The sequence below is a fragment of the Blastococcus brunescens genome, from assembly GCF_035320885.1.
GTDB classification, from domain to species: Bacteria; Actinomycetota; Actinomycetes; order Mycobacteriales; family Geodermatophilaceae; genus Blastococcus_B; species Blastococcus_B brunescens.
Genome location: NZ_CP141261.1, coordinates 1,755,062 through 1,768,806 on the forward strand (window position 1 = coordinate 1,755,062; position 13,745 = coordinate 1,768,806).

At 72.8% G+C, this 13,745-nt stretch carries 15 protein-coding genes and 7 pseudogenes; 17 read left to right on the forward strand and 5 right to left on the reverse strand.

Annotation, left to right across the window (positions count from 1 at the left end):
* Nucleotides 1-259: 259 nt before the first annotated feature.
* The 7 genes and pseudogenes from U6N30_RS33770 to U6N30_RS11695 form a co-directional block, all read left to right on the forward strand.
* A pseudogene (locus U6N30_RS33770) lies at nt 260-742 on the forward strand (PHP domain-containing protein); the annotation flags it as partial.
* Nucleotides 743-1,205: 463 nt separating this feature from the next.
* Nucleotides 1,206-1,901 (forward strand): annotated as a pseudogene (locus U6N30_RS33775) (DNA polymerase III subunit alpha); the annotation flags it as partial.
* A gap of 245 nt (nt 1,902-2,146) precedes the next feature.
* Nucleotides 2,147-2,326 (forward strand): annotated as a pseudogene (locus tag U6N30_RS33780) (hypothetical protein); the annotation flags it as partial.
* A 21-nt stretch (nt 2,327-2,347) separates the two neighbouring features.
* Nucleotides 2,348-2,470: a hypothetical protein gene (locus U6N30_RS33785; RefSeq protein ID WP_422678177.1), complete on the forward strand. Its 123-nt coding sequence runs from the start codon at nt 2,348-2,350 to the stop codon at nt 2,468-2,470.
* Nucleotides 2,471-2,694: 224 nt separating this feature from the next.
* Nucleotides 2,695-2,901 (forward strand): annotated as a pseudogene (locus U6N30_RS33790) (helix-hairpin-helix domain-containing protein); the annotation flags it as partial.
* A gap of 358 nt (nt 2,902-3,259) precedes the next feature.
* On the forward strand, nt 3,260-3,763 hold the full coding sequence (locus U6N30_RS33795; RefSeq protein WP_422678105.1) for an OB-fold nucleic acid binding domain-containing protein: 504 nt from the start codon (nt 3,260-3,262) through the stop codon (nt 3,761-3,763).
* A 252-nt stretch (nt 3,764-4,015) separates the two neighbouring features.
* Complete coding sequence (locus U6N30_RS11695; protein ID WP_324277433.1) at nt 4,016-4,588, forward strand: LPXTG cell wall anchor domain-containing protein; 573 nt, start codon at nt 4,016-4,018, stop codon at nt 4,586-4,588.
* Here the strand turns inward: U6N30_RS11695 and U6N30_RS11700 are convergent.
* Both U6N30_RS11700 and U6N30_RS11705 read right to left on the reverse strand, forming a co-directional pair.
* Nucleotides 4,581-4,808, reverse strand: a complete 228-nt coding sequence (locus U6N30_RS11700; RefSeq protein ID WP_324277434.1) for a hypothetical protein — start codon at nt 4,806-4,808, stop codon at nt 4,581-4,583. The two genes, U6N30_RS11695 and U6N30_RS11700, sit on opposite strands and share 8 nt — an antisense overlap.
* The gene (locus U6N30_RS11705; protein ID WP_324277435.1) at nt 4,790-5,419 is read right to left on the reverse strand and encodes an LON peptidase substrate-binding domain-containing protein; all 630 of its coding nucleotides are present in this window, start codon (nt 5,417-5,419) and stop codon (nt 4,790-4,792) included. Before U6N30_RS11705 ends, U6N30_RS11700 begins: the two co-directional genes overlap by 19 nt.
* Before the next feature lie 178 nt (nt 5,420-5,597).
* Here U6N30_RS11705 and hisD point away from each other — a divergent pair.
* From hisD to U6N30_RS11745, 8 genes and pseudogenes are all read left to right on the forward strand, one after another.
* A pseudogene (hisD, locus tag U6N30_RS11710) lies at nt 5,598-6,805 on the forward strand (histidinol dehydrogenase).
* Nucleotides 6,805-7,836, forward strand: a pseudogene (locus tag U6N30_RS11715) (histidinol-phosphate transaminase); the annotation flags it as partial. The pseudogenes hisD and U6N30_RS11715, both read left to right, overlap by 1 nt.
* A gap of 85 nt (nt 7,837-7,921) precedes the next feature.
* On the forward strand, nt 7,922-8,518 hold the full coding sequence (hisB, locus tag U6N30_RS11720; protein WP_324277436.1) for an imidazoleglycerol-phosphate dehydratase HisB: 597 nt from the start codon (nt 7,922-7,924) through the stop codon (nt 8,516-8,518).
* 3 nt (nt 8,519-8,521) lie between these two features.
* The gene (locus tag U6N30_RS11725; RefSeq protein ID WP_324277437.1) at nt 8,522-8,698 is read left to right on the forward strand and encodes a hypothetical protein; all 177 of its coding nucleotides are present in this window, start codon (nt 8,522-8,524) and stop codon (nt 8,696-8,698) included.
* A 52-nt stretch (nt 8,699-8,750) separates the two neighbouring features.
* Nucleotides 8,751-9,389: an imidazole glycerol phosphate synthase subunit HisH gene (hisH, locus tag U6N30_RS11730; protein ID WP_324277438.1), complete on the forward strand. Its 639-nt coding sequence runs from the start codon at nt 8,751-8,753 to the stop codon at nt 9,387-9,389.
* A gap of 366 nt (nt 9,390-9,755) precedes the next feature.
* Nucleotides 9,756-10,280: pseudogene (locus U6N30_RS11735) on the forward strand (M20/M25/M40 family metallo-hydrolase); the annotation flags it as partial.
* Between the two features lie 652 nt (nt 10,281-10,932).
* Nucleotides 10,933-11,634, forward strand: coding sequence for a hypothetical protein (locus U6N30_RS11740; protein ID WP_324278675.1), 702 nt, complete (start codon nt 10,933-10,935; stop codon nt 11,632-11,634).
* Nucleotides 11,631-11,768 carry a hypothetical protein gene (locus U6N30_RS11745; protein ID WP_324278676.1) on the forward strand — a complete coding sequence of 46 codons (138 nt, stop codon included), beginning with the start codon at nt 11,631-11,633 and terminating at the stop codon, nt 11,766-11,768. The genes U6N30_RS11740 and U6N30_RS11745 overlap by 4 nt, the downstream gene beginning before the upstream one ends.
* 22 nt (nt 11,769-11,790) lie before the next feature.
* Here the strand turns inward: U6N30_RS11745 and U6N30_RS11750 are convergent, their stop codons facing one another.
* The 3 genes from U6N30_RS11750 to U6N30_RS11760 are packed head-to-tail and all read right to left on the reverse strand — an operon-like array spanning nt 11,791 to nt 13,184.
* The gene (locus tag U6N30_RS11750; RefSeq protein ID WP_324277439.1) at nt 11,791-12,525 is read right to left on the reverse strand and encodes an SDR family NAD(P)-dependent oxidoreductase; all 735 of its coding nucleotides are present in this window, start codon (nt 12,523-12,525) and stop codon (nt 11,791-11,793) included.
* Between the two features lie 10 nt (nt 12,526-12,535).
* Complete coding sequence (locus U6N30_RS11755) at nt 12,536-12,904, reverse strand: nitroreductase family protein (protein WP_324277440.1); 369 nt, start codon at nt 12,902-12,904, stop codon at nt 12,536-12,538.
* A 16-nt stretch (nt 12,905-12,920) separates the two neighbouring features.
* Nucleotides 12,921-13,184 (reverse strand): hypothetical protein, encoded by a 264-nt coding sequence (locus U6N30_RS11760; RefSeq protein WP_324277441.1) that lies wholly within the window; start codon nt 13,182-13,184, stop codon nt 12,921-12,923.
* A gap of 54 nt (nt 13,185-13,238) precedes the next feature.
* On the opposite strand from U6N30_RS11760, the gene U6N30_RS11765 reads away from it, so the two are divergent.
* Both U6N30_RS11765 and U6N30_RS11770 read left to right on the forward strand, forming a co-directional pair.
* The gene (locus U6N30_RS11765) at nt 13,239-13,481 is read left to right on the forward strand and encodes a type II toxin-antitoxin system Phd/YefM family antitoxin (RefSeq protein ID WP_324277442.1); all 243 of its coding nucleotides are present in this window, start codon (nt 13,239-13,241) and stop codon (nt 13,479-13,481) included.
* Nucleotides 13,478-13,738 (forward strand): Txe/YoeB family addiction module toxin, encoded by a 261-nt coding sequence (locus U6N30_RS11770; protein WP_324277443.1) that lies wholly within the window; start codon nt 13,478-13,480, stop codon nt 13,736-13,738. Before U6N30_RS11765 ends, U6N30_RS11770 begins: the two co-directional genes overlap by 4 nt.
* Nucleotides 13,739-13,745 lie beyond the last annotated feature (7 nt).

Sequence of the window (13,745 nt, forward strand, 5' to 3'; positions counted from 1 at the left end):
GCACCACCGAACGCAGGCACCTGTCCACCGGTCTTCCCCACCGGTCGCCTGCCGGAGCACCCCGCCGGCGGGCACGCACGACCATTGAGGAGTACCGCCCCACCGTGAGCGAGCTTGCGAGCGAACGCATGAGCACAGCAGCCCCGCGAGCGGGCACGCCCTGCTGGGGGCACCACCCGCTTGCGGGGGACAGCGAGGAGTGGTCGTGAGCAGCACGTCCGACTCGTTCGCGCACCTGCACGTCCACACCGAGTACTCGATGCTGGACGGCGCGGCCAAGCTGCCCGAGGTCACCGCCGCCGCGGCGGCCCAGGGCATGCCCGCCCTGGCGATGACCGACCACGGCAACGTCTTCGGCGCCTACGACTTCTACAAGCAGGCCACGGCCGCCGGGGTGAAGCCGATCATCGGCATGGAGGGCTACTACACGCCGGGCTCGCGGTTCGACCGTGCGCCGTTCGACTTCGGCGACAAGCTCCTCGACGAGGAGGGCGACGGCGGGAACAACCGTGGCAAGGCCGCCTACACGCACATGACGCTGCTGGCCCGGACCACCGAGGGGATGCACAACCTCTTCCGGATCTCCTCGCTGGCCAGCCTGGAGGGCCAGTACCGCAAGCCGCGCTTCGACCGCGACCTGCTGGAGCGCTACGGCACTGGCCTGATCGCCACGACCGGCTGCCCCTCGGGCGAGGTGAACATGTGGCTGCGGGCCGGCAAGGAGGACCGCGCCCGGCAGGCGGCCGCCGACTTCCAGGACATCTTCGGCCGGGAGAACTTCTACGCCGAGATCATGGATCACGGCCTGTCGATCGAGAAGAAGACCAAGCCGGCGCTGCTGGCCATCGCCAAGGACCTGGGCATCCCGCTGCTGGCGACCAACGACCTGCACTACACGCACAAGGAGGACGCGCAGGCGCACGATGCGCTGCTGTGCATCCAGACCGGCTCGCGGCTGAACGAGACGAATCGATTCCGCTTCAACGGCGACGGCTACTACCTCAAGAGCGCCGCCGAGATGCGCGCCCTGTTCGCCGACCTGCCCGAGGCCTGCGACAACACCCTCCTGGTCGCCGAGCAGTGCGAGACCACCTTCACCGAGGGCGCGGACCTCATGCCGCGCTTCCCTTGCCACCGGGGAGGACGAGACCTCCTGGTTCGTCAAGGAGGTCGAGCGCGGGCTGCACAAGCGCTGGCCGAACGGCATCCCCGACCACGTGCGCACGCAGGCCGACTACGAGGTCGGGATCATCTGCCAGATGGGCTTCCCGGGGTACTTCCTCGTGGTCGCCGACTTCATCAACTGGGCCAAGGACCAGGGCATCCGCGTCGGGCCCGGCCGTGGTTCGGCCGCCGGGTCGCTCGCCGCCTACGCGATGGGCATCACCGACCTCGACCCGCTGGCCCACGGTCTGATCTTCGAGCGCTTCCTCAACCCCGAGCGGGTCTCCATGCCCGATGTCGACATCGACTTCGACGATCGGCGTCGCGGCGAGGTCATCCGGTACGTGTCGGAGAAGTACGGCGAGGAGCGGGTCAGCCAGATCGTCACCTACGGGACGATCAAGGCCAAGGCCGCGATCAAGGACGCCGCGCGGGTGCTCGACCGCCCGTACTCCGTCGGCGACGAGCTGACCAAGCTCATGCCGCCCGGCGTGATGGGCAAGGACATCCCGCTGTCGGGGATCTTCGACCCGGCCCACCCGCGCTACAAGGAGGCCACGGAGTTCCGGGCCCGCTACGAGTCGGACCCGGGCGCGGCCGAGGTCGTCGACCAGGCCCGCAAGCTCGAGGGCCTGAAGCGGCAGTGGGGCGTGCACGCCGCCGGCGTGATCATCGGCCGGCACCCGCTCATCGACAGCATCCCGATCATGCGCCGCGAGGCCGACGGTGCGGTCATCACGCAGTTCGACTACCCGACCTGCGAGACGCTCGGCCTGCTCAAGATGGACTTCCTGGGCCTGCGCAACCTCACCGTCCTCGACGACGCGCTGCGCAACATCGTGCTGAACGGCAAGGAGCCGGTGGACCTGGATGACATCAGCCGGGATCTGACGGACAAGGCCACCTACGAGCTCCTGGGCCGGGGCGACACCCTGGGGTCTTCCAGTTCGACGGCGGCCCGATGCGGTCGCTGCTGCGGCTCATGCGGCCGGACAACTTCGAGGACATCTCCGCCGTCGGTGCCCTGTACCGCCCCGGCCCGATGGGCGCGAACTCGCACACCAACTACGCGCTGCGCAAGAACGGGCAGCAGGAGATCACGCCGATCCACCCGGAGCTGGCCGAGCCGCTCGAGGAGATCCTGGGCCAGACCTACGGTCTGATCGTCTACCAGGAGCAGGTCATGGCGATCGCGCAGAAGGTCGCCGGGTACTCCTCGGCAAGGCCGACCTGCTGCGCCGGGCGATGGGCAAGAAGAAGAAGTCGGTCCTGGACGCGGAGTTCGTCGGCTTCGAGGCCGGCATGAAGGCCAACGGCTTCTCCGCCGCGGCGATCAAGACGCTCTGGGACATCCTCGTCCCCTTCGCCGACTACGCCTTCAACAAGGCGCACTCGGCGGCGTACGGGCTGATCTCCTACTGGACGGCCTACCTCAAGGCCAACTACCCGGCCGAGTACATGGCTGGGCTGCTCACCAGCGTCGGCGACGACAAGGACCGCCGGCCGATCTACCTGGCCGAGTGCCGGCGGATGGGCATCAAGGTGCTGCCGCCCGACGTCAACGAGTCGTCGTGGGACTTCACCGCGGTCGGCACCGACATCCGCTTCGGCATGGCCTCGGTGCGCAACGTCGGGCACAACGTCGTCGACTCGATCGTCCGGGCCCGCGAGGAGAAGGGCCCGTTCAAGGACTTCGCCGACTTCATGCGCAAGATCGACACGGTGGCCTGCAACAAGAAGGTCATCGAGTCCCTGGCCAAGGCCGGCGCCTTCGACTCCCTCGGCCACTCCCGCCAGGGCATCGTCGCCGTCCACGCCCAGGCCGTCGACTCCGCGATGGGGCTCAAGCGCAAGGAGGCCGAGGGGCAGTTCGACCTGTTCGGCAGCTTCGGCGACGGCGGTGGGGCTCCCGAGGACGACCCGTTCGGCAGCGCCCTGGACATCACCATCCCGACGGCGGACTGGTCGAAGTCCGAGCGCCTGGTCTTCGAGCGAGACATGCTCGGTCTCTACGTGTCCGACCACCCGCTGCACGGCGTGGAGCACGTGCTGACCTCGCACGCCGACACCCCGATCGCGGAGATCAACGTCGGGGGTGGAGGACGGCGCGAACGTCACCATCGCCGGCATCCTCACCGCGGTCGGCCCGCGCACCAACAAGCAGGGCGCGCCCTGGGCCATCGCCACGCTGGAGGATCTCGAGTCCGGCATCGAGGTCCTGTTCTTCCCGAAGACCTGGGCCCAGGTGTCGGACAAGATCGTCCGCGACCAGATCGTCGTCATCAAGGGCCGGGTCAGCCGCCGGGACGACCAGCCGTCGCTGTTCGCCTCCGAGGTGAGCGTCCCGGAGCTCACCGAGGGCCCGCGTGGCCCCGTGCTGGTGTCCATGCCGGCCGCCCGCTGCACCCCGCCGGTCGTGGAGCGGCTGCGCGAGGTGCTGGGCAGCCACCCCGGCACGACCGAGGTGCAGCTCAAGCTGGTGAACGGCAGCCGCGAGACCGTGCTGCGCCTGGACCAGGGGCTGCGGGTTCGTCCCAGCACGGCGCTCATGGGAGACATCAAGGCGCTGCTCGGCCCGACCAGCGTGGCGCTGCTGTGAAGAAGGACCCCGTCCTCCTCACCCCTCGCACGCTCGGGGCGAGCCTCGGGACGGAGCCCTACTGACCACCGGAGCATCCCCGTCCACCGATCCGGCCGGTTCCTCCGGTCTCGGCCCGGCGGCTGCCAGGAAGCCGTTGTTCACTGGAGCGGTGACCCACCCCGCGCCCTTCGCCGACCCGGTGGCAACGCCCGGCCCCCGGACGGCGGCTCGCCGGCGTCCCCTCCGGCTCCCGCGGGCTACGGCACGCCCGTGCCCGCAGCGTCCGGGTACTGGCGCGGCCGCTCCGAGCTGCGGGCCGATCTGCGCAGTTCGGCGGGTGTGGTGCTGGCGCTGGCGCTGGCCGGGGTCCCCGCCGGTCTCCTGTGGTGGTGGCTCGGACCGCGGGCGGACTTCCGCGTCACCGCCGACGGCCCGGTCCCGACGGGGACCGTGTCGCCGGAGCTGCTGGTCGCCGACGACGCGGTCCTCGCGCTGATCCTGGCCGGGGTCGGCCTGCTGGCCGGCAGTGCGGCCTGGATGCTGCGCCGGCGTCGCGGGGTCGCCACCGTGCTCGCGCTGGCCCTCGGTGGTCTCCTCACCGGGGTCGTGGCCTGGCAGCTCGGTGAACTGCTCGGCGCCGGCCCGACCGAGGCGCAGCTCGGCGACGTCGGCGCGGTGGTGACCACGTCGCTCACCCTCGGGTCGCCGCCCGCCCTGGCACTGGCGCCGTTCACCGCACTGGTCGCCTACGTCGCCGCCGTCCTCTACGCGCCCGACGACGGTCTGGGCCGCACGGACCCGGAGGTCACGACATCCGAGGCGGCGGGTTCCGCCGTCAGTTGACCGTCATCGGGGTCGCGAACTGCTGGAGCGGGACGGGGACGGCACCCAGCTCCTGCAGCAACGTCAGCTCGCGGCGCAGCACGCGGGACTCCAGCGCCAGCCGCCGCCGCGTCGCGGACTCGGCGAGGAGGGCCTGACGGTCCTCGGTGGTGAGCAGTGCCGCGGAGGCGACCAGGTAGGACAGCGCGGCCGGGTCGTCGCTCACGGCGTCCAGCAGCACGGCGGTCTCCGCGTCCAGCGCCGACCCGGCACCGGCCCGGTCCTGGCCGCCGTTGCCGCCGAGGTCGGACACCTCGGCCACGTAGCGCGTGAACAGGTCACGCACCCCCGGCTGAGCACGTCGAGGGAGCCGCGGGCCACGGAGGCGACGACCTCGTCCAGCCCGTCATCGCACGGCGGCGCCGCCGCGACGGCGCCCGGGATCAGCAATCCGTCCGTGTCGCCGGCCGCCTCCTCCGCGGCCTCCTCGTCGGCGAGCCACTCCACCTCGCCCTGCAGGTAGGGCGGGTCGTCGGCGACCACCACGTCGAGCAACCGGAAGCGCTCCCCGCCGACGGTGACGATCCGGAAACCGCCGTCGGACTGCGGGCGCACGGCCTGGACCCGGGCGGAGCAGCCGATGTCGTAGAGCGCCTCGGCCGGCGCCACCCGCTCGACCTCCCAGCCCTGGCGGATGGCGACGACGCCGAAGAAACGGCGGTCGCCGGCCTCGGGATGGGCCAACAGGTCACGCATGAGCCGGCGGTACCGCGGCTCGAAGATCTGCAGCGGCAGCACGATGCCGGGGAACAGCGGTGTCCCGAGCGGGAACAGCGGGATCAGTTCGCCCATCGCCCCACCGTACGGGCGAGGGGAACGGCCGACCGGCGCTGTCTACTCTTGGGTCTTCCACGACCCTCCCGGAGGACCTGCCGTGCTCGCCCGCATCGACCTGCGCGGATCCGCGCTGCCGGGACGTCGCGACCTCGCCGGGCTGCTGCCCCGCGCCGGCACCGACATCGACTCGGTCATGGCGACCGTCCGCCCGCTCTGCGAGGACGTGCGCATCCGGGGTGCCCAGGCGGTCCGGGAGATCACCGCCCGGCTCGACGGCGTGGACGCCGAGGACTTCGCCGTGCCGCAGGCCGCCCTGCACCGGGCGCTCACCGAGTGCGACCCCACGCTGCGGGCCGCGCTCGAGGAGGCGATCAACCGGGTGCGGAAGGTACACGCCGACCAACGCCGGACCGACGTCACCACCGAGGTGGTGCCCGGTGGCACGGTGACCGAGCGCTGGGTGCCCGTGCGGCGCGTCGGTCTCTACGTGCCGGGCGGCCTGGCGCCGCTGCTGTCCAGCGTCGTGATGAACGTCGTCCCGGCGCAGATCGCGGGGTGGAGTCGATCGCCGTCGCCTCGCCGCCGCAGCGCGATCACGGTGGGCTGCCCGATCCGGGCGTCCTCGCCGCGTGCGCCCTGCTCGGCATCACCGAGGTGTACGCCGTCGGCGGCGCACAGGCCGTCGCCGTGTTCGGGTACGGCGCGGGTTCGTGCGAGCCCGTCGACATGGTCACCGGCCCTGGCAACGTCTACGTGACGGCGGCCAAGCGGCTGCTGCGCGGGATCATCGGCATCGACTCCGAGGCCGGCCCCACCGAGGTGGCGATCCTCGCCGACGACACCGCCGACCCGGGGCACGTCGCCGCGGACCTGATCAGCCAGGCCGAGCACGACCCGCTGGCGGGAGCGGTGCTGGTGACGACCAGCGAGGCGCTCGCCGACGCCGTCCTGGCACTGGTCCCGGGACAGGTGGCGTCCACCAAGCACTCCGACCGGATCACCACCGCGCTGGACGGCACGCAGTCAGGCATCGTCCTGGTCGACGACCTCGACGCCGGCCTGCGGGTCGTCGACGCCTACGCCGCCGAGCACCTGGAGATCCAGACCCGTGACGCGCGCGCCGTGGCCGCGCGGGTCCGCAATGCCGGCGCGATCTTCGTCGGCGCCTGGTCGCCGGTCTCGCTGGGGGACTACTGCGCCGGGTCCAACCACGTGCTGCCGACGGGCGGCTGCGCGCGCTTCTCCAGCGGGCTGTCGGTCCAGTCGTTCCTGCGCGGCATCCACGTCGTGGAGTACGACGAGGCCGCCCTCGCCGGCGTGGCCGGGCACATCGACGCCCTCGCCGGCGCCGAGGACCTGCCGGCCCATGCGGCGGCGGTCAGGATCCGGCAGACCCGCTGATGCCCGGTACCGACGAGCTCCCGCTGCGGCCGGAGCTGCGGGGGCGCTCGCCCTACGGCGCCCCGCAGCCCCCGGCCACCCACCGGTTGAACACCAACGAGAACCCGCACCCGCTGCCCGACGAGCTGCTCGCCGACCTCGGCGCCGCGCTCGGGCACGCGGCGCTGGAGCTCAACCGCTACCCCGACCGGGACGCCCTCGCGCTGCGCACCGACCTGGCCGCCTATCTGACCCGCACCAGCGGTGAGCAGGTCGTGCGCGAGCAGGTGTGGGCGGCCAACGGCTCCAACGAGGTCCTGCAGCAGGTGCTCCAGGCCTTCGGCGGGGCGGGCCGCACCGCGCTGGGCTTCACGCCGTCCTACTCGATGCACCCGATCCTGGCGGCCGGCACGGGCACGGCGTGGGTCGACGGCACGCGCCGGGCCGACTTCACGATCGACACGGCCGCGGCGGCCGCGCAGGTGCGCGAGGTCGCACCGGACGTCGTCTTCGTGACCAGCCCGAACAACCCGACCGGCACCGCGGTCGCGCTGGAGACGATCACCGACATCTACGACGCCTCGTCCGGTGTGGTCGTCGTCGACGAGGCCTACACCGAGTTCGCCCGCGCCGGGACGCCGTCGGCGCTGACCCTGCTGCCGGGTCGTCCGCGGCTGATCGTCTCCCGCACCATGAGCAAGGCTTTCGGGATGGCGGGGCTGCGGCTGGGCTACCTGGCCGCTGATCCCGCCGTCGTCGACGCCCTCCAGCTGGTGCGGCTGCCGTACCACCTCAGCTCGCTCACCCAGGCCGCCGCCCGAGCGGCGCTTGCCCACACCGACGCCCTGCTGGCCACCGTCGACGAGGTGAAGGCCCAGCGCGACCGGATCGTCGAGGCGTTGCCCGTCATGGGTCTCACCAGCGTCCCCAGCGACGCGAACTTCGTGCTGTTCGGCCGCTTCACCGACGCCCCGGCCGCGTGGCAGGCGCTGCTCGACCGGGGCGTCCTCGTCCGGGACGTCGGCCTGGCCGGCTGGCTGCGGGTGACGGCGGGGACGACGGAGGAGACCGACGCGTTCCTCACCGCGCTGGGTGAGGTGATGCGGGCGACGACCCGCGATGGGGAGAATCGCCGGCATGAGTCGTACTGCACGCGTCGAACGGGAGACGAACGAGACCAAGCTCGTGGTGGAGCTGGACCTCGACGGCACCGGCACCAGCTCGATCAGCACGGGCGTGGGCTTCTACGACCACATGCTCACCGCGCTGTCCAAGCACAGCGGCATCGACCTGACCGTCCGTGCGGACGGCGACCTGCACATCGACGCCCACCACACGGTCGAGGACGTCGCGATCGCGCTCGGCCAGGCGTTCGCCCAGGCGCTGGGGGACAAGCGCGGCATCACCCGCTACGGCGACGCGACGATCCCGATGGACGAGGTGCTCGCGCAGGCCGCCGTCGACCTCTCGGGACGGCCGTACTTCGTGCACGCCGAGCCCGAGAACATGACGCCGATGATCGGGCCGGACTACCCGACGAGCCTGACCAAGCACGTGCTGGAGTCCTTCGCGTTCAACGCGCGGATCAGCCTGCACGTGCGCGTGCTGTACGCCGGCCGGGACGCCCACCACATCGTCGAGGGCCAGTTCAAGGCCCTCGCCCGCGCGCTGCGCCAGGCCGTCGCGATCGACCCCCGTGTCACCGACGTCCCCTCCACCAAGGGCGCGCTGTAACCGGTGACCTCGGGACTGGTCCTGCTGCTCCTGGGCGGCTTCCTGCTGGGCGGTGCGTGGAGCGTCTGGCGGGTCGACGAGGACGCCCCGGTGCGGGGCGGGCCCCAGGTCGCCTTCGCCGCCGTCCTGCTGGCCGCCGCGCTGATCGCCAGCGCGGCGGGGATCCTGCGCCTCGTGTGAGCCGGCGGGAACAGACCTCGGCCCGAACTCGCTGCTGGGTAGCGTGACAGGCGTGAAGAAGGTGACGATCCTCGACTACGGGTCGGGCAACCTGCGATCGGCGGAGCGGGCGCTGAGCCGTGTCGGTGCCGACGTGACGGTGACCGCCGACCCGCAGTCGGTCCTCGACGCCGACGGCCTGGTCGTCCCGGGCGTCGGAGCGTTCGCCGCCTGCATGGACGGGCTGCGCGCCGTCGACGGTCCCCGGATGATCGGCCGTCGCCTGGCGGGTGGGCGGCCGGTCCTCGGCATCTGCGTGGGCATGCAGATCCTGTTCGACCGAGGGGTGGAGCACGGGCACGACGCCGAGGGCTGCGGTGAGTGGCCGGGCGTGGTGGAGCAGCTCGAGGCGCCGGTGCTGCCGCACATGGGCTGGAACACCGTCGAGGCGCCCGAGGGCACCGTCCTGTTCGACGGTCTCGCCGACCAGCGTTTCTACTTCGTGCACTCCTACGGCGTGCGCGACTTCCCGCTGGCGGCAGACGGTCCGCCCACTCCGCTGGCCAAGCCCAAGGTCACCTGGGCCGAGCACGGCGACCGGTTCGTCGCGGGCGTGGAGAACGGCGCCCTCTCCGCGACGCAGTTCCACCCCGAGAAGAGCGGCGACGCCGGGGCCCAGCTGCTGACCAACTGGCTGCAGACACTCGACTGATCTCCCGGGGAGCGAGCCGGCGCGCACCTAGGGTGACGCCGTGCCACTGACCCGGTCACGGAGCGCCGCGCCGCCGGGCCGGGTCGCCGGCCTGGTCCTCGTCGCGCTGCTGCTCGGCCTGGTCGCCTGGAGCGTCGCGGACCTGAGACCCCCGAGCCGGCTCCCGCCGACGCGCCGGCGACGGAATTCAGCGCGTCCCGTGCGTTCGCGCACGTCGAGGAGATCGCGGCCGAGGTGCACGTGCCCGGCAGCGCGGCGTCCACCGGGGTCGTGGACCGCCTGGTGGGCACCCTCGGCGACCTCGGCCTGGACACCCGCGTGCAGAACACCGTGGGGGCGACGCGCACGGCGGCCGGCGAGACCCGGATGGCGCGGGTGCGCAACGTCGTCGCGGTGCTGCCCGGGACCGACAGCACCGGACGCCTGTTCCTGGTCGCCCACCACGACTCCGTCGAGACCGGTCCCGGGGCCGCCGACGACGGCGCCGGGGTGGCCGCCGTCCTGGAGTCGGTGCGCGCGCTGACCGCGGGCCCGCGGTTGCGCAACGACGTCGTGGTCCTGCTCACCGACGCCGAGGAGGCCTGCTCCTGCGGTGCGGAGGCCTTCGCCGCCACGCACCCGCTCGCCTCCGGCGGAGGCGTGGTGCTCAACCTGGAGGCGCGGGGCACCGGCGGGCCACCCATCATGTTCGAGACGTCGCCCGGCAACGCCGGGCTCGCGGAGGCGTACGCCACGGCGGCTCCGCACCCGGTCGCGAGCAGCGTCGCCGTCGAGGTCTACCGGGCCCTGCCCAACGTCACCGACTTCAGCGTGCTGATGGCCGACGGCGACTTCACCGGCCTCAACACCGCGTTCATCGACGGCGCGGCGGGCTACCACTCGCCCCAGGACGTCCCGGCGCGGCTGGACCGTGGGACGCTGCAGGCCCTCGGGGACAACGCCCTGGCCACCGCGCGGGAGCTCGGGGACCGCGACCTCACCGCGCTCGCCCGGCCGGGCGCGGACGACGCGACCTACTTCCCGGTGCTGGGGGAGCTGGTGCGCTATCCAGGGCGGCTGGTGTGGCCGCTGGCGGGCGCGGGTCTGGCAGCCGTGGCGTTGCTGGCCGTCGTGGTGCACCGGCGGGGAGCAGCTCGCTCCGCCGGACCGCCGCAGCGACGGCGCTGGCCGCGCTGCCCCTCGTCCTGGGCCCGCTGGCGGCGCAGGGACTGTGGCTGCTGCTGGTGGCCGTGCGTCCGGAGTACGGCCAGCTGCTGGACCCGTGGCGCCCCGGCTGGTTCCGGCTGGCCACCGTCGCGCTGCTGGCCGCGGTGGTGCTGGGGTGGTACGGGTCGCTGCGCCGCCGGGTGGGCACCGTGCCGCTCGCCGTCGGCGGCCTGGTCTGGCTGGCAGTTTTCGGCGCCGTCCTGGCCGCGGTCGCTCCCGGAGGCTCCTACCTGGCGGTCTGGCCGGCGCTGGCGGGAGCGGCGGCGGGACTGCTGGCGGCCGTCACCTCCTCGCCGCTGCTCCGGCTGGGGGCGCCCTGCTCGCGGGCGCCGTCGCGGTGGTGGTGCTGGCTCCCACCGTCGCGCTGTTCTTCCCGGCGCTCGGGCTCAGCACGGCGGCCGCGCCGGCGGCGGTCGCCACGCTGCTGCTGGTCGCCCTCCTGCCCGCCCTCGAGTCACTGTTCCCGGCCGAGGAGGACGCCCGGCCGGGAGCGGCGGCCGCGGTCCCCGCCACGGCCCTCGTCGTTGCGGTGGCCTGCACGCTGGCCGGGCTGTCGGTGGACCGGTTCGACGCGGCCCACCCGGTGCCCAGCCGGCTGGCCTACGTGCTGGACCGGGACACCGGCCGGGCGTCGTGGGTGAGCACGGAACGGTCCCCGGGCACGTACACCGCGGAGTTCGTCGGCAGCCGGGCCGAGCTGCCCGTGGACCTCCCGTACCTCGGCGGGCCGGTGTGGTCCGGTCGGGCCGAGCCGGCCGAGTTCGAGGCCGCCGAGGTGCTGACCGTCGCGGACGCGATCGTGGGCGCCCGCCGGGAGCTGTCGGTCCGCGTCACGCCCCAGCGCCCGGGCGTCCGGATGCTGGTCCTGGACCTGCGCGTCGACGGCGGCACCATCGTCGGCGCGCGGGCCTCCGGGCGTGCGGTGCCGGCGGAGGAGCTCGGTGGGGACCGGGCGTGGATCGTCTTCCACGCGCCTCCCGAGGGTGGTCTCCCGGCGTCCTTCAGCATCGAGGGCGACGGCCTGGGGAGGGCGAGGTGACGCTGCGGGTCGTCGAGATCAGCGACGGGCTCGAAGGGTTGCCCGGACACGAGCCGCGGCCCGAGGGCGTCGCCGCGGCCGGTTCCCACAGCTCCGACGTCGTCCACGTGTCCGCGACCACCCGGCTGGGGTGAGGTCGGGTCAGCTGCGCCGGTGTCAGCGGAGGTAGGAGGCCCCGTTCACGTCGACGACGGTGCCGCTGGAGAAGCGTGCCTCCGGCGAGGCGAGCCACAGCACGGCGGACGCCACCTCCTCCGGACGCGCCACCCGGCCGAACGGCGACTGCGCGCGGACGGCGTCCCCGCCGGGCCCGTCGAGCACCTCGCGGGCCATCTCCGTCTGCACGAACCCCGGGGCCGCGCAGGTGACCGAGATGCCGTGCGGTGCGAGGGCCAGCGCCATCGACTGCGCGAACGCGTTGAGACCGGCCTTCGAGGCGCCGTAGGCCGGGTTGTTCGGTTCCCCTCGGAAGGCGCCCCGGCTCGACACGTTGACCACCGCGCCGCCACCGGCGGCGACCAGGTGCGGAACGGCGCGGAACGTGGCGTTCGCTGCGCCCACCAGGTTGACCGCGAGGGTCTGCGACCAGGCGGCCTGCCAGTCGTCGTAGGAGGTCTCCAGCGGCGGATGCGCGGTGAACACGCCGGCGTTGTTGACCAGCACGTCCAGGCCGTCGAGTGCCGCGGCCGCCTCGTCGACCATGCCCGCGACCTCGGCCGCGTCGGCCATGTCCGCCTGCACGAGGACGTGGCCCTCGCCGGGGAGTTCGGCCAGCACCCGCTCCGCCCGCTCCCGCGAGCTGCCCCAGTGCACGGCGACCCGGTCGCCCCGCTCGGCGAACGCACCGGCGATCGCCCGGCCGATGCCCCGGGAGGCGCCGGTGACCAGCACCGCCCGTCCCTCACCAGCTGCCACGGTGCACGACCTCCTCGACGGGGCGCCGGCCGCGGCGCAGGGAGGGGAGCGGCGGTCGCCGTCCCCGGGTAGCCGACGGACACGCAGCCGACGGGTCGGTAGGCGTCAGGGATGCCGAAGGACGTGCGGAAGGCGCCGGTGCGCTCCGGGGGATCCCGAAGAAGCAGGCCCCCAGCCCCTCGTCGACGGCGGTGAGCAGCATGAGCAGCGACGCCATCCCGGTGTCGACGTCCCAGTACGGCACCGGCCAGCGGGCCTCGTCGCGGTCGGTCCAGCCCTTGTCCGGCTCGGCGTAGCGCTCCAGGTAGGCCGCCTTGTGCGACAGGGGGACGATCAGCAGTGGCGCCCGGCTCATGCGGATCAGCCACGGGTCAGGCGGGCCGTCGGCGGTGGTGGCGGCCCAGAACCGGGCCCGATCCTCGGGGACTCCAGCACGAGGAACGCCCAGCCCTGGCTGAAGCCGGCCGAGGGGCGCGGATGGCGTGCTCGAGCAGCCGGTCGCGGACTGCGGCCGGCACCGGCCGGTCGGGGTCGTAGTCCCGGACCATGCGCCGGCGGCGGACGACCTCTGCGAACTCCACGCCGAGAGCGTGCCACCAGCCGATGAGCAGCCGCGCTGCGGTCCTTGCGCTCACGATCGGACGGAGTGTGCAGTTTCTTGTACGTAGAGAGGGGGTGTCATGCGGACGATGAGCTATTCGGAGTCTCGGGCGAGGTACGCCGAGACCCTGTCTGCGGTGGTCGACGACCGCGAGGAGGTCATCATCACCCGCGCGGGCCACGACCCCGTCGTGATGGTGGCACTGGAGGACTACGAGTCCCTGAAGGAGACGGCCTACCTGCTGCGGAACCCCGCAAACGCCCGGCGGCTGCTCGCGTCCATCGAGCGGTTGGAGGACGGCGGAGGGACCGAGCGGGATCTCGCCGAGTGAGGCTGGTCTGGGACGACGCCGCCTGGCAGGACTCCGTGGGGTGGCAGTCCGAGGACAGACGGATCGTGAAGCGGATCAACACGCTGATCAAGGACGTGCAACGCAACGGCAACACTGGGATCGGCAAGCCGGAGCCACTCAAGCACGGGTTCTCCGGCTACTGGTCGCGTCGCATCACCGAGGAGCACCGGCTGGTCTACGAGGTCACCGCCGAGGAGGTCCGGATAGCCGCGTGCCGGTACCACTACGAGGATTGATCAGCGA

Coding starts and splice junctions, on each gene's coding strand:
- U6N30_RS33785 (WP_422678177.1), top strand. CDS start 2,348: ATGGCGATCGCGCAGAAGGTCGCCGGGTACTCCTCGGCAAGGCCGACC.
- U6N30_RS11705 (WP_324277435.1), bottom strand. CDS start 5,419: ATGGGCGAACTGATCCCGCTGTTCCCGCTCGGGACACCGCTGTTCCCC.
- hisB (WP_324277436.1), top strand. CDS start 7,922: ATGAGTCGTACTGCACGCGTCGAACGGGAGACGAACGAGACCAAGCTC.
- U6N30_RS11755 (WP_324277440.1), bottom strand. CDS start 12,904: ATGAGCCGGGCGCCACTGCTGATCGTCCCCCTGTCGCACAAGGCGGCC.
- U6N30_RS11765 (WP_324277442.1), top strand. CDS start 13,239: ATGAGCTATTCGGAGTCTCGGGCGAGGTACGCCGAGACCCTGTCTGCG.